We start from the raw sequence: 20,057 nt of genomic DNA, 5'->3' as shown, positions 1-20,057 counted from the left end.
AAGGTGAGTACATGCGCCCGATTACATTAAGAAATCCGAATCTAAATAAAGGGCCCAGCTCTTCTGAAGAATTTAATAAACTACGTAATGATATTCAAACTGACATTACTACTTTGTTTGATATTGTTAATGACCATGATGGTGTAATTTCTGAAAACATGGATCATATCTTACGTGAAAATTACTTCTTACAAAACCGTCTAAAGAAATTAGAAGGAAGAGTGTATGAGTTAGAAAAGGATTATCAGAACAACAGTATGGTAGGGGAGAGTATCCTTACTCGATCTTTCTATCATGCAAGCAATATCATTTCTTCAAACGCAAATAGCCCCGTTAATGTAGATACACTTCATGGAATTATTACCCCAGTTGTTGTTCGTTCTCATGATAAGATTGCCTATAAGAATGACTTAGGTGAATACATATTACCTAGTAATCTAGAAGTAAACGTATATGAGTCATCAGATGTAGAACCAATTGATGAAGAAACAAAACAACGTAAATTCTACGAGGTAGATTCTAGTGGTATTACAAAAGCATTTGATGGAGATAAGAACTCATTCTGGGTTCGTCAATCTGAGACAAATGAAAATAAATGTGTAACAGAAGTGTATGGATTGATTCATGTGAAAATCCCGCAAAACATTTCTAACAACATTTATACAAACACTATTACTCTTCATCCATCTCCAGAGTATTCTATGAGTGTTCTTGATATCCAATACAAGAATCAGAATGGGGAGTGGAGGCGTATTGAAACTTACCCAGTTAAAAAGGTAAATAATACAGACGTACCGGAAGAGATAGTTGAAGCTGGTAAGTTAGTATTTGCATTCCCAAGAAGACAAGTAACGGAATTACAAATCAAAGTAAAACAACCTTACTGGTTCAAGCATGACAATAAAAGAATCTTTATGTATGGATTCCAAGACATCGTTGTAGAGTATCGTGAGTATTCCCAAGATACTGCAGAGTTCACAACAAAGTTCTCATTAGAAGGAACAGATCGTCGTTTCACAAATGTAAACACACCAAAGGTAACAGTACCAGTTGGATGTCCACCATTTAACGACTATACTGTAAAACATGAATTGTACTTTGATGAGGGGTTAACGGAGAAGTTTGATTTCTCAACAGACATTTTCCAACCAATTCAATCTGTATATGTAAAAACACTTTTAAAAACAGCAGGAGATCAGGTACCATTCTTACGTGAGATTGAGTTACCTTACCGACATGAAGAATTAGAAGTACTATAAAAAGAGAAGGGAGCATAACCGAAATGGTATGCTCCTTTTAAATGGCTTTTAATATGTAATTCTACTGCTAACGAATAATACCTTTTAATTGTTTAAATCATAAATCATACCAGCAAAAAATATTCCTATAATCACAAGTGCTATAAGAGCACCTAATAACATTTTCCCAAGAGAACCAGTTAGAATTTCATGTAACATTCCTTTAGCGTGTTCCTGAGGTTTTCCTCTTAAAGTGAGTGAAAGAATAAAAGTGATTACTAGTAAAAATAATGCCGCAATTAAATATCCCATTGTTTGTGTATCTCCTTAGTCTAAATTGTTCAATATATTATACCAGTTAAAGTTCTTTGTTGGTGACTGTTTTTTACATTGAATGATAGAATCCATCTATTAAAATTAGAACATAACTCTATCAATTTCCTAAATATTGAATTATAGTATAAATGTGTTAAAAAATAAAAGAAAAGGGGATTAATAAAAATGAAGATTTTAAACAAAGGACTCCTAGTAGCTTTTACAACAATGCTAGCATTTTCTTACACTGTACCTTCAAGTATTTCTTACGCTGATGAAAACAATACTGTCAATACTGTTAACACAGCTAATACTGAGGTTAGCAATGCAGAAGTTACTAAAACTAAAGAGCTAATGGATATTATTCAGGAATTGGATCAAAATTTAGACATGGAAAATCTATCTAATAATAATCCAGAAGATATTTTAAAGTTGAGTAAAACAGCACAAGATTTTTATCACTCATATAAAAGTATAAGCGATTCAAATAACGGAAGTGTAAGCGCAGACAGTGTAGTCAACCTTATAGCATCTAAAGTTAATGAAAACTCTATTAATAATAATCCAAATTACGCAGCACAGTATGCTGTAGTAAGATCAAAAGACTTTTATATCTCAAATTACCAAGTGAACCAAGTAGTAAAACTTGCCGGCCTGCATGGGACTGGATGGGGATTCGCAATTGCATTAGCTAAAAAATTTGGTAAAAGTCCTACCTGGGTAACACTAATGATTGTTGCTGTTCCAGCTTTAGGAGCGGCTACTCTTAATTATTGTAACAGTAAGAATAAGGGGGTTATTATCAATAGGCTTTCTATTGGTGCGACTCATAACTTTAGTTGTCGTTCACAATAAAAAGGGACAAGGAATTAATTCCTTGTCTTTTTATTCATGATAAAATCACTTGCAAAAAATATGATTAAACCCAATACAAGTATTAGAAAGGAACTAGATATAAGTTCTCTATCAAACAATAACTCAAATATAGAATTTATAAATAACACAAGTCCCCAAAAACAAAAAGTAATCCAACATGCATTATTAGATGAACTTTTCTTTTTAGTACTATCATTTTCAAAAAACATATATACCTCCATTAATTAAGTGTTCGTGTTGTACCACTTTTATAACTTATTAGACACACTTCATAAAAAACCTTTATATATGGAGGAAAAGAGGCAAGATAAAAAGCGATTTTTTTACAATCGTTATTATACTGCTCTTAAATCAATTTTAGAATTTTTACGTGAATAAGAACCTTTACCTTTTTTGGCTTTATCAGCTCTTGCTGGTGGCGGCATAGTCCCACGGTTTTGTGTCATAATTCCAATGGTCTTTTTCTTACTCTGTTGTTTATTCATAACAAATTCCTTCTTTCTATATAAATGAATAGAAAAAGACAGCCTGCGAACGGCTGCCTTAATCCTTAGGGAGGAAATAAATGATTTGGTAAAGTAGATAGGTTTTAAACAAGTTCGAATTTCACCGGGGAGGTGTGAAAGCGTAAAACTTGCGAGGTAACTTACTCTCTTAATAAAACCTTTTCACTGTGTATATGCAACTTTGTATTACAATAAAAATTCCGGATGATTCATTTGAATATGTTTCGCATCATCAAATGTGTACGACGACATAAAGTCTAATGTAGTTTCATAATCTGTAAACTCCTTAACATACAAACCCAGTAAGATGAAATTAACTGCTAATGTTTCGTTGTATCCCATACACAAATCAATTCTCATAATAAAACCTCCATTAAAAATATATGTAACTAACCCGAAGAGGGGGATTAAAGTCGCTCTTTAACTCTTTCAACATAATACCAATTTAGTTGAAAGACCTCGCCTGAAAATAAAAACAGGGGAAAGACCCCCTGATTCTAATGAACAATATGAATTCTACCGTCCTCAAATATTTCGATACTTTGATAACTACCTAAGTATTCCATTGAAGTTACAAGCATTCCATGCTTTAGCAAAATCTCTCGACCCTTAGTGAATTCTTTTTCATCTAAGATCAAGTAGTAAAAATAACATTCTTGGTCATCGATGGGTTCAGAACCTACTAATTGAAAAGTATTGCCGTATTTATTTATAAACCAATCACGAGCTTCATCATGGCTAGAAAATGAAGGAATTTTCGCTTCATCTTCACGAGATATATGACCTGGAGCGTACATAGGATCGCCAACTTTCTGCAAGATTAATTATTTTATAGTTTATTTTCCATTATTATAGCACATATTTTTTTCGAAAAAGGTATATCTTAAGCCGAGAAATATGACTTGACGATAATTTTATTATGTTAACTCTTTCTACTAAAAACGCTTATTGTTGAAAGATGTCGAACCAATAAAAACTCCCTTATGCAGCAACAAATAGCTTTTCTTGTATAATTGCATTTGCTTTTTCTGCTGTAATTTTCTGAATTTCTCCGTTATTGATTAGGTAGAAATACTTATTCCCCACAATGTATGACTTGTATAAATCGAAATACATTGGATTAAACTTATCCTCTAAAGGAATATAATGAGTGCCACTACTTCTTAATAACCAAAGAGCCTTCTTATCCCCTGTTAGATACGCATGAAGATCATGAAGGTAAAAGTCATTTGAGTAATGGTTTACATGACTTGTCACTACCTCCTCCATTGCTAACAATTCAGGATAATCTTCTGGGTTAATACCTGCTGGGAATGCCCAGTGTTTCACACCATATTTCTCATTTAGTTTATTCGTAGCATCATATAGCTCAGATAATACAGGATTCTTCAGTCCACTACGTCTACGAGCCCATTTGTTTTTTACACGCGCATAAAATTTAATATCTTCCATTAATAATCTCTCCCTTTTATATAAAATAAAAAAGCCCCTATTGTTATAGGGACTCTTCATCATTATTCGTATACTAAGAATTGTTCTCTTTCTTCATCTGTTAAATCTTTGGGCTTTACTCCACGTTCATTACAGTATTCAAACAAAGCTTTTACTTTTATTCTCGGTTCTTTTTTGTCGCTTGGTTCCACATATACTCCGTCAGGGAACCCTCTTTCGAACCTATCCATTTTTATTCTGTTAACCATAGCACCACGCACCTTTTTTTTAGTATGCCCAGTCACGGAATTTTTAACAAAATCAACTTTAACAGCTGTTCCTCTGGCTAGTTTAACCATTGTATTGCACCTCCCGGAAAATGTGTTTTGGCCAAGTCCATACCTGCTTTTTCATCAAATACAATTTCTTGACTTCCCTCATATAAGTGCTCACCCTTAAGGTGTTGTGTATAGAATCTTGTTGTAGTTGTTTTAGATTTTAAATACATATGTCCTCCACAGCCCTGCTCTAAGCTGTATTGACAAGCAAATGATACTAAATTATAGCCTATACCTTTGTATATTCTATTTGTATTAATATCATTCCTGTTTCTACTCCTAGTGAAGTTTTTGTTATGATTAGCTGCCTCTATAGATTTAACATAAACAGTAGATTCATGTATGCGTGCTTGAAGAGATATAACCCCTTGAGCCTCTCCCGGATACTCTAACGTTTCTACAGTAAATACATCGTACCCTTCTTCAAGATCGTGCTTAAAATTAAAAAACCATTTAGGCGGAACGTACTTCCCTACATTATTAAGATTTATTTTGCGATAATAACAATCATTGAATCTTTTTGTCTTTAAATTGTATATCATATCATCAATTCTCTTTCTATTATTGTCTCTATATTATAACATATATTAGTTATTTTTTGGGCGATTTACCAATTGTACGTGGGTAAATCATCAATTATTTCAATATCTCTATCAAGCATAATCCAAGAACAACCCTTTCCCATTGCGTATCCAAATATGAACACCAATGACTCTGGTAGTACTTTACTTGCAAACATTTCTGGATACAGAGGGATAAATGCTCCATACTCACCTTTTTCATAAACAATAAGTTCCATCTTATTCTCTTTTGTTTCTTCGACTTGTCTATCTAGCCATTTAGCTGTTTCGTAAGTTATATGTGCAGTAGATACTTCTAACATTTTTTGAATCAGGGTGTTTTTGCCCAAATCCCCGAAAAGGGGGAATTAGCTAAATTTATACACTATGTCAAAAAGTACACTTTATGACATAGCTAAAAATCTAGAATTTTTCATTTCAAAAATACAACATATACTTATTTGAAATGTTTCAATTAAAATGTATATGTTTGGGGTCACCATATCATTTTAAGAAAATTGTAGGCTAAGGGATTTATAAAGGTTGTTGGGATTTAATAAACGTTTATAAATGTTTTGTAACATGTTTATAAACGTGACAAACCTTGATTTTATAAGGATTAAAACTTCGTCCTTAAAGGTATACCTTTACAAACCAAGAGTGCTTTTCCCATTAGTGAAAGGAATATTCCAGTTGACATTTTAGAAAATATCGAATTTCCAGTACCAAATAGTCCGTATTTAACTAAAAAATAGTCTTAGCGTACAGAAAACGCCTTAAATGTGTCCAAATTGTGACGTAACGTACAATTTTCTTTTTTTGATATGGTGAGGCCTGTTTTGACATGTTTATCTTAAAAAGAAATTAAAACCCTTTATTTATAAGGGGTTTGTTACTAATTTGCTTGCTATTCCCCCATTTCGAGGGGATGGGCAAAGATACCCAATCATGCTTCTTATTCCTCCATCGCCAAATAAACAAAAAAAGATCCCGAATTAACGGGACCTTTCTTTATAGGGTATTTGACTCATTTTTATTTTAACAATATATACAAAAAATGTATACTTTGTTTTTATTCCTCGTCTTCAAAATCACGTAGGCTGTTAAGTAATTCTGTAAATGTAGAGCAAACAGGATATATTGCTTTCTCTATATCTTCTTCTTCATGATCCCAAAATACGATTGTTGGTAAATCAGGATTGTTTCGATAATCAAAACATAAGAAATTTCCAAATGAATCACTTGCAAATGGATATACTAGATCCACCAACCATTCTTTTATATTCTCGTATCTTTGGACAATTGAATATTTATCATCCATATGTAGAGTTAATAGATCATTAAATGTACTTTCATCTTGTCCTGCTATATCAAAAACTTTAGGCTGAGGATATCCTCCGTCATTTTCTTTAACACACTCAATAAAATCATTAGGTAGTTTAATGTTAAAATACTCTTCTACTTTTTTTATCTCATTATCCGTAATTTCTTTTTTACTTACACCAATCCATGTAATGTTGCTCATGGGTTAACCTCCTTATTTTTCACCTTTTTTGCCCCAAATATTATATCCACCAGTATGGCCAGTTTTCTCATGCAGGAACGCGTCTACGAGCTGCATTCTACCTGTATCCTGATGGTGATGCCATGTATACGTCTTAGGTTTTTCACCCTTCTTAAATAGTTCAATTTCCTCTGCTGTAAATTTAGCAGCTAATTTGGGATCTTTTAATATTTGTTCATATAATAACTTATTACATATTCTATCATGTGTGGGTCTTGTTTTTTTAAAATCAGCTTCTTTTAATTTAACTTCAGTAATAGCATCGAAAATAGGGAATCCATCTAGATCATATGGCACGCCTGAAACTGGATGTTTATCTCCCGCCAAATCCCCTTTTCTTAATTTAATTGTCTTTGGACCATTTTTACCTTCATAAGTATAGGTGACCGCTTTCTGTATATATTGTTGTGTGCTACCAATTCCCGCATATGAAAGGTGATTACCACCTTTAAACTCATAGTTATTTAATATATGCAATGCATTTCTGTAAGCAGGAGAATTAATTACAAGTGATTTCCCCTTGGTAATCCCTGCAATAGCAGCTACCTTCCCTACTTGTCCTGCTTTACTAAGACCCTTATCACCCAGAAGTCCGAGTCCTAACGTTGCTACACCATAAGCTACATAATGCTCTCTACTTTCCAGATCTCCATTCCAAAACTTATTCATAAATGTATCTGAGAAAGCGTTCCATGCAGCAGGAATAGTTTCCTCATAGTTTACAATCGCATCTCGCATATTCAGCCAGGTTTCTTTATCACCTAAGGATATGAGTCCTTCCCACGCATCCACTGCACCATCTACAAAACCAGTAGAAATACCAGTCCACGCAGCATTTAAATCCTTTTTATTCAGAAAGGACTCTTCTGATTTTGGAGGAAGTTTTCCACACATGGCTCCTTCTTGAATATCAGAGTCAACTAAATTCCCACCATACAACTCATCGGCTTCGCGGAATTTAACAGCTGCACGTTCTAATTCTACTGCAATTTTCTCTAATTCCTGTAGAACATTAAACATCATTGGTTTTGTATCATTAAACATATGGTAGAACCGATCACTCGTTGCTCCGCTCCATTGAGAAGCAATGTATTCTGTTTGTTTATATAAATCTTTATGTATGTACTCTAGGGTTGATCTCGCATCTCTTACGGTCTTGGCCGCATGCTCTAATTGCTCTGGCGTTACCTTAATCTGCGTACTCATTCCATCCCTTCTTTTCTCGTATATTAAGAAAATTATAACATATTGTTCATTTATGTTACTTGGGTTTTGAGTATCAACACATAAAAACTTTTGCTATAAAAAACAAAAAGGACCGCTCATTAAAGAGCAAGTCCTTGTTTATTGATATCCATTAACATCTTATTGATCTTGTCATAATCAGCTTTTGCCGGAAGCTCTGATTTCTCATAGGCTGCTGCTAATTCATTGTCGTACATTTCAACCATTTCTAAAGCTTCTTCGAAAGTGTATTTACCATTACGACAATCTAATAGAAGTTCTCGGTTAGGACGATACGTACTGTAATTACCTGTCTCCAAGATTTCTGTTGCACTTGTTAGTAATCGGATACTGTGCATAAAGAACTTTGTATCGTAGCCATGAGCACCGATTAAGTCACGTCTGCCTGTTCCGTTTGAGTTCTTATTCTTTAGCTTTTGGATTTGTGAATTTGCATATCCACCGAATCGGTACTTAATGTTTTTTGATAAGAATAAGTGACGGTTATCGATTAAGATTTGTCCGAGTGGAGTAACCTTGATGTAATCCTCCGGACGAACAAATAGGATCTCGATGTTATTAGGTACGCTTTGCATAGCATCTCTAACAAACTTGTTCACATGAATGATGTTTACATCGACATCATCCTTCGTGTTTCTGAAGTTTTTACCACCTGATGTGTTGTACTCATTAAATGAATCCAAACCTAAGTAATACTCAACTGGTGGGATGCATACACCCTTATAGTCCTTATCTGATGTATCTGTATCTGTTCCATAGGCATAACTACCTGTAGGAGACAAGAGGATTGTTCTATCTTCTAACCACGTTAAATTGGATTGCTCTAATTTTAAATCTGTCATTTTGAAGCCCCCTTCATTCTTTTAAGTAAATCTATTCTACCAGTAAGGATATTTAATCCATGATGGCTCAGATGTGGAATTACATCATGAAGAGTCATTAACATGATTTCCTCATATTTCGGATGATTAACAATTGTATCATCCATGTACGTCTTCTGTAACTCTTTTACAGCTTCCTCTTTTCTCTGTAACGAAAGAGAACCGCAGCACTGTCTGAATCCTGGGTTTCTATCACTTCCACAAACACACATACTAAGCTACCTCCTTTAAGGAATGTTGCTCCTTAATTTGTTCTGCAATAGCTGAAGCAACGGCTGCAACATGAATACATTCCATATATAAATTGTCTGCATCTGTATCTTTCACACTAGCTAATCCTAATTCACTTTGAGCGGCTTGGCATACTTCTCCAAACTCTTCTCCTAAGATAGATAGCCATGTACCAATAGGGTGTCGTTGAATACCCCACTTTTCATTTTGACGAAGACGTTCTTGATATACTTCTTCATTTACACTATCCATTAATTTTTCATTTTCAGTCACTTGAATCACCTTCCTCATAAAGAGCATCCAATAACTTACGGATCTTCTCCTCTAGCTCTTCACCTTCTTCATCAAACCACATATATCTTTTCCATTCTAATTCATCTAGGATTTCTTTCTTTGTTTGGAAAACATACTCGCCAATTACTATTGGCTCAGCATTTTTAAATACTGCAGTTACATCAAAACTAGAACCAATGTACCAATTCAATAGACTTACAACATCGTCGTTATATTCCTTTGTTCGAAAGATACTTATTGAATCATAACTTTTAAGAATAACTATGTAATAATCCATTTCCCTTCTCCCCTCTTATTACTCTTTTGGACAATTTCCGCATGTGCAGTTTCTTCTAGCATTCATGTAATTGTGCCATCGTTGCTCCGCCATTCCTGGTGGTGGTTGACCAAATAGATATTTCTTCGCTTCTACTACTAAACATTTCTTTTCAATTGGTCTTGTTTCCATATCTCTATTCCTTCTTTGTTTTGTCTATCGTAAGCACTTCATACGAAACGTCAATAGGTAAAATAAAAAGAGCCCCAAAAACAGGGCTCTCGTTCTACCAGAATATAGCGACTGCAGCAGCATCTACAAATCCCCAAAATAAGAAGAACATGATACCGATGAATTCAATAAAAGTTCGAATCCAGTTTCTATTCTCTAAATGGTAAACTGTAAATGCTAGGCTACCTACGAACCCAAAAGCTGCAACAACTAATAGGCACATGGCACTAATCAACATCATTGTGCACCTTGGTACAGGTCGATAATTTCTCCTAGCTGGCCAGAGTTATAACCAGTAGTACGCATGATTTCCTTGTCACCATCTTTTAGAATTACCACTGGAACAGAAAACAGTACGTCGTATTGAGCTGCTTTTTCAGGTTCTTCTTCTACATTAACAGATGTAAAATCTACACCCTCGTCTTTTAAAAATCTTTCAACTGTTACACAAGGGCCGCACCCATTTAAACCAAATTTAAGAATTTCCATTTTAAATACCGTCCTTTTTCTTGATGTTTTAATTAAGCTGCATATGATGGAAGGCCTTCAAACACAAAATCTTCGTCTCGTACTTCTTCAACGTTAATGGCTTTTACATATCCATTTCCTTTAACAGAGAAGAAATCATGTTGTTTCGTTTTTGTTTGTAGTCCATTTTGAACGATTGGATTTACATACTCATCATCAAAGTATTGGTCGTATCCTAAATTCATCATTGCTTTATTTGCGTTATAACGTAGGAACTTATTTACTTCTTCGATCATGTCTTTTCCAAGTGGAGCATACACATCATTCGTGTAATCTAATTCATTCGCGTATAACATTTCTAATAATTGAATTGCTTCTTTATCTACCTCTTGCTGTTCAGCTTCAGTAAGTTGGTTTTCATAAATCTCTTGAGCGAAGATACCACCTGTTACCCCGTGGATTGCCTCATCTCTTAAGATTAATGCAATGATTTCACCGGAAGCAGTTAGCTGTCCTTGTCCCGCTAAGAATAACGGATAGAAGAACCCGCTGTAGAATAAAAAGCTTTCTAAGAATACTGATGCTACTATAGCCATATATAATTCTTTTGGATCCACATCAGGTTTTAATAACTTACGATAATGACCTGTTATGATATCAGCTTTCTTTTGAAGGAATGGATTCTCTTCAACCCAGTCAAACACCGCATCTACTTCTTCATTTTCACAAAGAGTCATGAAAATATGAGAATACGATTTCGCATGGATATCCTCCATCATTGCCATGAAGTTGATAATTGCTTTCTTTTGAGGGTCTTCCATATGTAATGAGACAAGTGGCATACCCTCTCCACCCTGCTTTGTATCCAATAGCGTTAAACCGCCAAGAACTTTCTTGTATACTTCCTTCTGATCTTTCGGAAGCATATCCCAAACGTTCTTATCTTTTGATACAGGTATCTCATTTTCTAGCCAAAATTGTTGGCGCATTTGATTGTAAATGGACTCGATATACTCTGTATTGTATTTGGTCCAGTTAACAGCTTTATGTTTCTTTAAATCTACTGATCTAGTACTAATCACCACTACTACTCCTCTCTCTTATACTGCACAAGCAATACATTCTTCTATAGTTGAATTTGATGTACGTGTATAGTAAAGGCTCTTAAGCCCTTTCTTTTCTGCATAGATGTAATAACGAGCAAGATCTCTTGTCGAAGTACCATTTGTAACGTGCAGAATACATGAAATACCTTGGTCTACGTGAGGTTGGATTTCAGCAATTAAATCAATAACCTTCATTTGGTCCATCTCATAAGCAGACTTGTAAGAGAAGAATGTTTGTTTTGATAAGTAAGGCATTGGATAGTAAGTAGTCGCTTTATCAGTTGAACGAGTTTCTACTTTATCAACGATTGGCATTACGCTTGGTGTAGCGTTCTGTACATATCCTGAGCTTTGATTCGGAGCAATTGCAAGTCTGTAAGAGTGGTACAAACCATCACGTTGAACTTGCTTCATTAGACGTTCCCAATCCGCAGTTGTTGGAATTTGAATACCTTCAAATAGTTTCTTAACTTTTTCAGATTGAGGTAAGAATTCTGTTGTTAAATACTTCTCAAAATAAGTACCTTTTGCATACTCAGATTTCTCGAATCCTTCAAAAGATACTCCTCTTTCTTTAGCAATCTCTGTAGACTTTTCGATAGAGTGATAGTTCAGCATTGCAAAGAATACACGAGCAAAGTCTTTTGCATCTTCTGATTCGTATGGAATGAAGTTCTTAGCAAGGAATCCATGAAGGTTCATTGTTCCAAGACCTACTGAGTGTAATGTAGCATTCGCTTTCTTAACACCAGGAGCGTTTTCGATACAAGACTTATCTGTAACATCTGTTAACATTTCCATACCAGTATGTACAGCTTCTTTTACATCTTTGTTCTCCATTACATTTACAATGTTTAGTGAACCTAATACACAAGAAATATCATTCTTGATCCAGTCCGCGATATTGTAATCGTTAATTACGCTTGTCTCCATATACTGAAAAATCTCAGTACAAAGATTAGACATTTTAACGCCGCCTAAATCTTTTAATGGATGTTGTTCATTCGCGTTTGTTTTATTCATAAAATAAGGATAGCCAGATTCTAATTGAATCGTTGCGATCTTAACTAACATCTCACGAGCTGTAAGGTCTAACTTACGTTTACGAACCATAGGGTTTGCAACTAACTCGTCATATTTCTCATCTAAATCCATATCGTCTAGGTGAACTCCATAAGCTTTATAAACAGTAGCAGGTGCAAATAGATACATCTCTTTGTTTTGTTCAGCTAACTGGAAGAACTTTCTCGGTGTAACTAATCCAATAGATAAAGATTGAATACGTGTCTTCTCATCGGCATTTACTTTTTTTGAATCAAGGAATTCAATTAAGTCCCAATGGAAGATGTTTAAGTATGCAGCTCCGGCACCCGGTCGTTGTCCAAGTTGATTAATGTAAGAGAATGAATCCTCCATTAACTTCATTACCGGTAATACACCACTAGCAGCGTTCTCAATACCTTTAATAGCTTCAGTACGACCACGTAATTTACTTAAGTTAATCGCAATTCCTCCACCAATTTTAGATAACTGTTTTGCTACTGATAAGTTGTAGTTAATACTATTTAATGAGTCATCCATTTCTAATAGGAAGCAACTAACTAATTCCCCAGCACGAGCTTTACCAGAATTTAAATATGTTGGTGTAGCAGGTTGGTAATTTTGCTTCATGATTTGGTTCACATAACGTAGTGCTTTCTTTGTATTACCTGATGCTAAGTATAAAGCTACGATTGCAGCACGATCCTCATAATCTTCTAAGTAGATTTTCTTATCGTCTGAACGTAATGAGTAGTCCTTATAGAACTTTGTAGCAGCCATATAGGATTGGAATTCAAACTTATGAGTATAAGCAGCTTCATAAATACGTTGTACTTCTTCCTCCGTATACTCTCCAAACACATTGTAGTAATAATTGTGTTCGATTAGGTATTTGATTTTGTCTAATATCGAAGCAAATTCTAATTGCTTTGTTTTTACTTCGGCAAGGAATACCTCTAAGGCTTCTTTGTCTTTTGCAAGTTGATAGAATCCATCCTTTAAGATCCCAACTTCATTGTTTAATGCAACGTGAGACATAGTTCTTCTATCCTTTCTTTGGCTATTTGAATATCTTTTCTTGTTCCACTCAACTCAAATTGATGAATCAGCGGTACGTGATATTGCTCTGAAATAATTCTTCCTGCAGCTGCGAAGTGTTCACCCCAGTTACGGTTACCACTACTAGCAACTCCTTGTAAGAATGAGTTATTGGCTTGTAGAAATGACTGTGTAGTTTCTGGAACTTGACCAAATCCTGATGTGTAAGTAATCAATATAAAAGGCTGTTCCATAACTAAGTCGGGTGTAATTTGTACAGCTGGAATACCGAGCTTCTTAATGAATCTCTTTACGTTTCCAGTCTTGCTGTCAAATACAATCATGTTCATCACACCTTCTTTGAAACTTTTTAAAATACAACCATTTGATTTCTAAAAGTCAATTCGAGATATGGTCTATTTTTAGATTTTCATATGGGCATAGCCCCACATATAGATTTCTAAAAATCGAACATTCATTCTTGATAAAGGAAAAAATGAGATATAAAATAGAAGTGAGGTGAAAATAATGAGACTTGAACGCCAAAAGGATAGTGAGAAGCTAGAAAAACTACGTCCTTCGTTTCCTTACTATATTTCTGAATACATACAAGTGAGCTTAGATCAACTCACGCCTACAACAGTTCTCTCATATACAATAGATATCCAAGACTTTTTCGAATGGTTTTGGCATACTTTCGTACCGGAAAAACCGGGAATAAAAGAAATCTCCCTAGAAGACCTAGAGAGATTGATTGAGATTGATATATCGCATTACCGTTCACATTTAAAATATCGCGAGGATTCTCACAATATAGGTAATAGATATTACAAAACAAAAAATAAGGACACCACAATCAGCAGAAAGATTAGTGCCCTTAGAAGTTTGTTTGAATACTTAACTAAGAATACAAATCGTGAAACAGGTAGACCTTATCTTAGTAAGAATGTACTTGAGAATACAAAGGTGTTCTCTACTAAAGTTTCAGTTAGAGCTAAAGCTCAGAAACTTAAAAACAATATTATAAGACTTGAGGAACTAACTGAGTTCCAAGACTTTATCCTAGAGGGATATGGTAAAGAACAAATAAGCAACATGGAAAAAGCCTACTGGAAAATTAATCGACATAGAGATGCTGCAATCATCTCCCTTCTATTGACCAGTGGTATCCGTGTCGGTGAGTTATCTAGTCTTAGACTGAAAGATGTTATCTTTGATTCCCGCAAATTAGTCGTAGAAAGAAAACGAAGTAAAGAAGATGTTGTTTTCTTTTCTAAACAGACGTTAGAATATATAGTACAGTACCTTGAAGTTAGAGAGAGTCATTACAAAGCAGACGATAAACCGACCTCACCTTTATTTGTTACGAAATATGCGGGTAAGATAAACCCTATCAGTAAAAATACTGTTCAAAAAATGATAATGAAATATGCTAAAATCTATGGAAAGCCCGAACTGACAGCACACATACTGCGTCATAGTTTCGGGACGAATGTATTTAAAAAGACCAAGAACATTCGAGGAGTACAAGAAGCTCTTGGTCATTCATCAATTAATACGACTCAAATCTATACTCACATGTTCGAAGACGACGAACGTGAATTAATAGATGAAGTATTTGAGTAAAACAAAAAGGCCGGGGAATTAACCTCAGCCTTTTTGTTTTATTCTTTATTTTTATCTGAAGCCAAATCCCAAGTGTTTGTTCCAACATCAAGAATATGTTCTTTACTATTTTGTGCCAGGGGTGTACCAACAGGTATAATCACATAAGGATCTTCTTTTATGTAATCTTCTAAAGCTTTCTTATAAATGTCTAGATCATCTACATTTATCTCCTGTACCCCCTTGATATCAGAAGTAAATATCATCTCAGTTATCTCCTTGCTCTCATTGAGCGAAATATGTTTTACAAATTTGTTACCTACAGAAATAATAAACATGTATCCCCCTTATATTCTTAGCGAACTGGACCATAATGATCTTTGAGCGCCTTATCAAGCAATCCTTTGCAGCGTTCCAATTCTACTTTCATTTGTTGTTTGTATCTATTATACTCTTTTTTGCCTTCGTCAGTTAATTGATAAAGAATAATTTCTTGAAAATCTACTCCCTCTTCCCCTTTTATTCTTTTCTCCCGTTTTACATATCCATCCCGTGTTAATTCATGTAATGTTTTATATAGTTCTGTATGAGTTGGATGATAGCCTAAAAACTTAAACTCTTCTCTCAAGTCATTAAGATACTGTGAACCATATCCTTTATTACGATCAATTATTCTATAGATATATAACTTTAAGTATGAACGCTGTTTTAATAAGAACCCTCTATTTTGATATTCCTCCACCTATAACACCCCTTCTAAATGAAAAAACCATATTCTTATCTTTCAGTAGTTAAATTAATTATACAATTCATAGCAGATTTTGTAAGCTTATTTGCTACTGACTATGTATTTTAAATAACTATTGAATATTTGGAACATGGTTGGTGGTGAACATCTTATTCATTACCTTCTACTTTCCCTCATTTTATGACTACAGATTTCACATCTATAATCACTAACATAACAAGGACATTTAGGTTTCTTTCTTTCCCCAATTTCAGCAATTACAATGGGTACAATGGTAATAACTATAATAATAAAAAGGGTCGTCATACTATCACCTCGCTTATTAAACAGCGACTAACTTCTGTTCTCTTAATCGTTTTAAGCGTTTCTCTACGCCGTTTACTGATCTAGCCAATAATGTAGCTATTTCTTTTTGTGTCATCCCCTCTTGGTAATACATAGACCATAGCTGAGCATCCTGCTCTGGTGTCCAAGGCCTTCTACGATTAGCCCATTTATAGTAGTCAGTTTTTCTCCGTTCCTCTAACCACTCTGGTTCAGGCATTAAAGCATATTTTGGAACTTGATGCCAGTTAATTAGGTCCTTGTTTGCTTCAGCCCACTTCCAAAAATCTGTTACATCTATATAATAAAAAAGTCTTTTGCTTTTCTTTTTACCGTTTTCATCTACTTCTTTATTTTTTATCCTAAAATCTCTTTGCTTACCTGGGAGACCATGATTTGTGATAAGTCGTTTCACTGTTTTATCATCTAAACATAGGGCCTGCGCCATTTCATGCATAGTATAAAGACCGCTTGCAACTTTTGTATTTGCAATCCCTAATGATTCAGCTTTTTTCAGAACGGCTTTAGGAGTTTTGCCTAACTTTTTGGCAATCCTATCAAAATCCCAGACACCTATATTGGATTCTAAATAATCGACTTCCTCTTCAGTCCATCCACCTTTATATTGATTAGCCATAAAGCAGACTCACCTTTCTCGTTGATTTTTCTCATGATGTATAGTAATTCTGAAATAACATAAGCTATTCAGAAAAAAATTCAAGATGTAAATTTTAACAATAAAAAAGAGAGCCGAAGCCCTCCCTTTTTAACTAGTTTTCATTAATTCATGAATACTTACTAGTCCATTACCGAACATGTCATCAGTACCCTTTTGTCCAAGATCGACCGAATGTTCACGAATTAATTGCATGATTTGATCAGGAGTTAACTTCTTACCAATGTCTCGATAGCGAGCTAGAATAAGAGCAATTACACCCGCAACCATTGGAGTAGCCATAGACGTACCAGATAGTTTCGCATAACGACCTACAGGATATGTACTATAAATGTCTACACCTGGAGCAGCTATATCTGTCTCACTACCGAAGTTAGAGAAGTTAGCTCTATCAAGATTTTGATTAATTGCACCAACTGCAATTACTTCATCGTATGATGCTGGCCATCCAACATGAGTATTCTCATTACCAGTAGCAGCAACAATAATAATGCCTGCTTCATGAGCACGTTTAATAGCATTGTGCAGAACAGGACCAGGATCAGCTGAAGAACCTAGACTCATAGAAATGATATCTACTTGTTCAGAGATAGCCCAATCAATTCCTTTTACAATTGCTTCAACCGAACCAGAGCCATCGTCTACTAATACTTTTGCAATGTATAGTTCAGCTTTAGGAGCAACTCCAACAATACCGATTGAGTTATCGCAACCAGCAATAATACCTGCACAGTGCGTACCGTGTCCCTGTCTATCCATTATGTCAGTAAAGTTAGACGTAGTAAAGTTCATTCCTTTTTTGTAATTGGAAGCAAGATCCGGATGAGTAGCATCAATACCCGTATCTAATACAGCAACCTTAATACCCTCTCCTTTTGTGATTGACCACATTTCGGGAGCCTGAACAACATTAACACCCCAGTCAACTACTTGAATAGGTGACGCTGATTGAATCTCAATTACATTTGATTGGATTTTAAATTCCATTGGAAGACCTCCTATAATCATAATCGATACTAAAAGTAACCATTTGATTTAGAAGGCTCAATGAAAAAATATATTATCTCCCAACCACTTCACTACAAAATAAAAAGACGAGAACAAAGTCCCGTCTTTCTTTTCTTATTTGAAGATAGCGAAAACAATATCGAAGATTCCTTCAACAATAGCCCCTAAGAATTCAAAAAATACGGACCATCTTTTTGTTCTACGTCTAGACATTACGCGAATAATCCTACCACTGTTGCAGTTAAGATAGAAGCCATCGTAGCTACGAATAACATCTTAAATCCAAACTTAGCAACAGTACCTGCTTTTGCTCCATTGATAGCCTGCATAGAACCGCCAATGATACCAATTGAAGAGAAGTTAGCGAATGATACTAGGAAAGTAGAAACAATAGCAACTGTCTTATCAGATAGGTCAGCAATCATAGGTTTGAATTGAAGCATTGCTACGAATTCATTTGTTGCTAACTTAGTTCCCATAATAGAACCTGCAGTTACAATTTCACTTGATGGAACACCCATAACAAATGCAATAGGTGCAAATACATAACCAAGAATTGTAGTAAGATCCACTCCGAAGATACCAGCGAATGCAGCGTTGATTAATGCGATTAAGGCAATGTATGCAACTAACATAGCAGCTACGATTAGAGCAACCTTACCGCCATCAAGAGCACCTACTGAAATAGCTTCAAAGATTGATTTTGTTTGAGATACATCTTTGATATTAATCTCTTCATCTTCTTCTTTCTTAATCGGTGCAACAATTGTAGCAATGATTAGAGAAGATAAAGCATTTAAGATCATAGCAACTAAAACATATTTTGCTGGAATCATAGTCATGTATGCTCCCATAATAGCAGCAGATACAGAGGCCATTGCTGACGTACAAATGATGAATAATTTGTTGTCATTCATTTTATCTAGATGTGTTTTAACCGCTAATAATGATTCTGATTGACCGAAGAAAATCGAATTCACAGAGTTAAATGTGACAACTTTTGATAATCCAGTAACTTTAGAAAGTGCTCCACCAATACATTTAATTGCTAAAGGTAACACTTTGATATGAGTTAAGATTGATAATAAAGTTGAAGTAAAGATAATAATCATAAGAACGTTAATGAAGAATACTGTTACGCCCTCTGGAACTAGTCCACCTACGACGAAGTTAACACCTTCAACTCCATATGATAATACTTTATTTACGCCGTTAGAAACAGCTTCTACTACTTTTAAACCTGCAGTAGTTTTGAACATAACTAGTGTTACAATTACTTGCAGTACAAGTAAAACTAGAATTGCTCTGAAATTGATGTTCTTCTTGTCGTTTGACATTAAGAAGGCAACACCAAATGTAAGAATAATACCTAAAAGACCTATTAAAATACCTGTCATTGTAAAACTCCTTCTTGTTTGTTTTTTATTCGAAACAAAACATAAGCAGTTGACCTATTAAAAGTCAACTGCTTGAATGGACGTTTCATCTAGCCTTCATATAGCTATACCGTTTCACTTTTTTTAACGGCATTACTTGTTCACAAGTAAGGTATTCATGAGGGAAAATATCTCCACCTTGATTTGGGAATAGGTCAATCCCTGCTTCTTTTAAGATTTCATCTACTAGTTCTGTACAAACAAATTTGTTCTTTCTATCAAACTTGTCTATCAGTTTACTATTAGGAAATTTTGATTTCAAATATAGAGAAATTAATCGAAGCCAATCATAGCGAAAACCTTTTCTTTGATATGTAACTGCTGTAGAAATAATAGCATCTCGTTGTTCTTTCGTTAATTCTTCCTTATTTCTTAGCACTACACATTCTAGATCACTAGTAGAATATTTCTCTCTTACGATAGTGGATTTTGTATTCCAATCTATCTCTATGATATACCCTCCACCAACATACAAAGCTACATGAGTCCATTTAGAACCTGATACCTTTTGAATAATCTTTGAGATAAAAGACTTTCCACTTACAACAATAATATCTCCAACAACCATATTGCTAACCACCTTTCCAGTTTAAATAAAAAAGAGGGGCCTCTAATTAGAGACCCCCAAGAAGAGAGAGAAG

29 protein-coding genes are annotated in these 20,057 nt (G+C 34.7%); 3 read left to right on the top strand and 26 right to left on the bottom strand.

Translation table 11 applies throughout. The features are described 5' to 3' along the window. The first annotated feature begins 11 nt into the window (after positions 1–11). Entirely contained in the window at positions 12–1,259 is a 1,248-nt protein-coding gene (locus ASE54_RS29085; RefSeq protein WP_001247502.1) for a hypothetical protein, read from the top strand. 84 nt (positions 1,260–1,343) lie between these two features. Here the strand turns inward: ASE54_RS29085 and ASE54_RS29080 are convergent, their stop codons facing one another. Further along, positions 1,344–1,550 carry a hypothetical protein gene (locus ASE54_RS29080; protein WP_000540873.1) on the bottom strand — a complete coding sequence of 69 codons (207 nt, stop codon included), beginning with the start codon at positions 1,548–1,550 and terminating at the stop codon, positions 1,344–1,346. Positions 1,551–1,739: 189 nt separating this feature from the next. On the opposite strand from ASE54_RS29080, the gene ASE54_RS29075 reads away from it, so the two are divergent. Beyond that, positions 1,740–2,408 (top strand): hypothetical protein, encoded by a 669-nt coding sequence (locus tag ASE54_RS29075; RefSeq protein ID WP_000698519.1) that lies wholly within the window; start codon positions 1,740–1,742, stop codon positions 2,406–2,408. A 356-nt stretch (positions 2,409–2,764) separates the two neighbouring features. Here ASE54_RS29075 and arfA read toward each other — a convergent pair whose 3' ends face one another. The 19 genes from arfA to nrdI form a co-directional block, all read right to left on the bottom strand. Further along, entirely contained in the window at positions 2,765–2,914 is a 150-nt protein-coding gene (gene arfA, locus ASE54_RS36040; RefSeq protein WP_003310347.1) for an alternative ribosome rescue factor ArfA, read from the bottom strand. A gap of 207 nt (positions 2,915–3,121) precedes the next feature. Then, positions 3,122–3,295 (bottom strand): hypothetical protein, encoded by a 174-nt coding sequence (locus tag ASE54_RS36035; RefSeq protein ID WP_153587186.1) that lies wholly within the window; start codon positions 3,293–3,295, stop codon positions 3,122–3,124. Between the two features lie 137 nt (positions 3,296–3,432). Next, positions 3,433–3,732, bottom strand: a complete 300-nt coding sequence (locus tag ASE54_RS29065) for a hypothetical protein (RefSeq protein ID WP_000271240.1) — start codon at positions 3,730–3,732, stop codon at positions 3,433–3,435. A gap of 184 nt (positions 3,733–3,916) precedes the next feature. Further along, positions 3,917–4,387, bottom strand: a complete 471-nt coding sequence (locus ASE54_RS29060) for a hypothetical protein (protein WP_000389431.1) — start codon at positions 4,385–4,387, stop codon at positions 3,917–3,919. A gap of 62 nt (positions 4,388–4,449) precedes the next feature. Then, positions 4,450–4,725: a hypothetical protein gene (locus tag ASE54_RS29055; protein ID WP_226790176.1), complete on the bottom strand. Its 276-nt coding sequence runs from the start codon at positions 4,723–4,725 to the stop codon at positions 4,450–4,452. Continuing rightward, entirely contained in the window at positions 4,713–5,246 is a 534-nt protein-coding gene (locus tag ASE54_RS29050) for a hypothetical protein (RefSeq protein WP_000639963.1), read from the bottom strand. The genes ASE54_RS29055 and ASE54_RS29050 overlap by 13 nt, the downstream gene beginning before the upstream one ends. 65 nt (positions 5,247–5,311) lie before the next feature. Continuing rightward, positions 5,312–5,614, bottom strand: coding sequence for a hypothetical protein (locus ASE54_RS29045; RefSeq protein WP_014895380.1), 303 nt, complete (start codon positions 5,612–5,614; stop codon positions 5,312–5,314). Positions 5,615–6,336: 722 nt separating this feature from the next. Next, positions 6,337–6,789, bottom strand: a complete 453-nt coding sequence (locus ASE54_RS29040; protein ID WP_000065830.1) for an SMI1/KNR4 family protein — start codon at positions 6,787–6,789, stop codon at positions 6,337–6,339. Positions 6,790–6,801: 12 nt separating this feature from the next. After that, entirely contained in the window at positions 6,802–8,034 is a 1,233-nt protein-coding gene (locus ASE54_RS29035; RefSeq protein WP_000107146.1) for a WXG100 family type VII secretion target, read from the bottom strand. 119 nt (positions 8,035–8,153) lie between these two features. Beyond that, complete coding sequence (locus ASE54_RS29030) at positions 8,154–8,915, bottom strand: nucleotidyltransferase domain-containing protein (RefSeq protein ID WP_000130747.1); 762 nt, start codon at positions 8,913–8,915, stop codon at positions 8,154–8,156. Beyond that, the gene (locus ASE54_RS29025; RefSeq protein WP_000337749.1) at positions 8,912–9,166 is read right to left on the bottom strand and encodes a hypothetical protein; all 255 of its coding nucleotides are present in this window, start codon (positions 9,164–9,166) and stop codon (positions 8,912–8,914) included. Before ASE54_RS29025 ends, ASE54_RS29030 begins: the two co-directional genes overlap by 4 nt. 1 nt (position 9,167) lies before the next feature. Further along, positions 9,168–9,458, bottom strand: coding sequence for a hypothetical protein (locus ASE54_RS29020; protein ID WP_000138198.1), 291 nt, complete (start codon positions 9,456–9,458; stop codon positions 9,168–9,170). Continuing rightward, a complete protein-coding gene (locus ASE54_RS29015; RefSeq protein WP_000386879.1) occupies positions 9,451–9,756 on the bottom strand; it encodes a hypothetical protein in 306 nt (101 codons plus the stop codon). The genes ASE54_RS29020 and ASE54_RS29015 overlap by 8 nt, the downstream gene beginning before the upstream one ends. Positions 9,757–9,774: 18 nt before the next feature. Beyond that, positions 9,775–9,927, bottom strand: a complete 153-nt coding sequence (locus ASE54_RS36600) for a hypothetical protein (protein WP_000450054.1) — start codon at positions 9,925–9,927, stop codon at positions 9,775–9,777. 94 nt (positions 9,928–10,021) lie between these two features. Beyond that, entirely contained in the window at positions 10,022–10,204 is a 183-nt protein-coding gene (locus tag ASE54_RS29010; RefSeq protein WP_014895379.1) for a hypothetical protein, read from the bottom strand. Next, complete coding sequence (locus ASE54_RS29005; protein ID WP_000404326.1) at positions 10,204–10,455, bottom strand: thioredoxin family protein; 252 nt, start codon at positions 10,453–10,455, stop codon at positions 10,204–10,206. Before ASE54_RS29005 ends, ASE54_RS29010 begins: the two co-directional genes overlap by 1 nt. Before the next feature lie 32 nt (positions 10,456–10,487). After that, a complete protein-coding gene (nrdF, locus tag ASE54_RS29000) occupies positions 10,488–11,516 on the bottom strand; it encodes a class 1b ribonucleoside-diphosphate reductase subunit beta (RefSeq protein WP_000626116.1) in 1,029 nt (342 codons plus the stop codon). An 18-nt stretch (positions 11,517–11,534) separates the two neighbouring features. After that, the gene (nrdE, locus tag ASE54_RS28995; protein ID WP_000019971.1) at positions 11,535–13,619 is read right to left on the bottom strand and encodes a class 1b ribonucleoside-diphosphate reductase subunit alpha; all 2,085 of its coding nucleotides are present in this window, start codon (positions 13,617–13,619) and stop codon (positions 11,535–11,537) included. Then, a complete protein-coding gene (gene nrdI / locus ASE54_RS28990; protein ID WP_000634706.1) occupies positions 13,601–13,963 on the bottom strand; it encodes a class Ib ribonucleoside-diphosphate reductase assembly flavoprotein NrdI in 363 nt (120 codons plus the stop codon). Before nrdI ends, nrdE begins: the two co-directional genes overlap by 19 nt. A 184-nt stretch (positions 13,964–14,147) precedes the next feature. On the opposite strand from nrdI, the gene xerS reads away from it, so the two are divergent. After that, positions 14,148–15,245: a tyrosine recombinase XerS gene (gene xerS / locus ASE54_RS28985; RefSeq protein WP_001235407.1), complete on the top strand. Its 1,098-nt coding sequence runs from the start codon at positions 14,148–14,150 to the stop codon at positions 15,243–15,245. 38 nt (positions 15,246–15,283) lie between these two features. Here the strand turns inward: xerS and ASE54_RS28980 are convergent, their stop codons facing one another. The 6 genes from ASE54_RS28980 to ASE54_RS28955 all read right to left on the bottom strand — a co-directional run bounded on the left by ASE54_RS28980 (position 15,284) and on the right by ASE54_RS28955 (position 19,984). Beyond that, positions 15,284–15,562: a hypothetical protein gene (locus ASE54_RS28980; protein WP_000469986.1), complete on the bottom strand. Its 279-nt coding sequence runs from the start codon at positions 15,560–15,562 to the stop codon at positions 15,284–15,286. A gap of 17 nt (positions 15,563–15,579) precedes the next feature. Then, positions 15,580–15,966 carry a helix-turn-helix transcriptional regulator gene (locus tag ASE54_RS28975; protein WP_000393454.1) on the bottom strand — a complete coding sequence of 129 codons (387 nt, stop codon included), beginning with the start codon at positions 15,964–15,966 and terminating at the stop codon, positions 15,580–15,582. Positions 15,967–16,294: 328 nt separating this feature from the next. Beyond that, positions 16,295–16,933, bottom strand: coding sequence for a sigma factor-like helix-turn-helix DNA-binding protein (locus ASE54_RS28970; protein ID WP_000013355.1), 639 nt, complete (start codon positions 16,931–16,933; stop codon positions 16,295–16,297). A gap of 129 nt (positions 16,934–17,062) precedes the next feature. Next, the gene (locus ASE54_RS28965; RefSeq protein ID WP_000394584.1) at positions 17,063–17,959 is read right to left on the bottom strand and encodes a S8 family peptidase; all 897 of its coding nucleotides are present in this window, start codon (positions 17,957–17,959) and stop codon (positions 17,063–17,065) included. A gap of 233 nt (positions 17,960–18,192) precedes the next feature. Continuing rightward, positions 18,193–19,377, bottom strand: coding sequence for a nucleoside transporter C-terminal domain-containing protein (locus ASE54_RS28960; protein ID WP_000145790.1), 1,185 nt, complete (start codon positions 19,375–19,377; stop codon positions 18,193–18,195). 85 nt (positions 19,378–19,462) lie between these two features. Further along, positions 19,463–19,984 (bottom strand): hypothetical protein, encoded by a 522-nt coding sequence (locus ASE54_RS28955; RefSeq protein WP_000260123.1) that lies wholly within the window; start codon positions 19,982–19,984, stop codon positions 19,463–19,465. Positions 19,985–20,057: the final 73 nt, after the last annotated feature.

It is taken from the genome of Bacillus sp. Root131 (assembly GCF_001429475.1).
Taxonomy (GTDB): Bacteria; Bacillota; Bacilli; order Bacillales; family Bacillaceae_G; genus Bacillus_A; species Bacillus_A thuringiensis_S.
The sequence above is the reverse complement of the archived record's forward strand: the minus strand, read 5'-3'. Positions and strand labels throughout refer to the sequence as shown.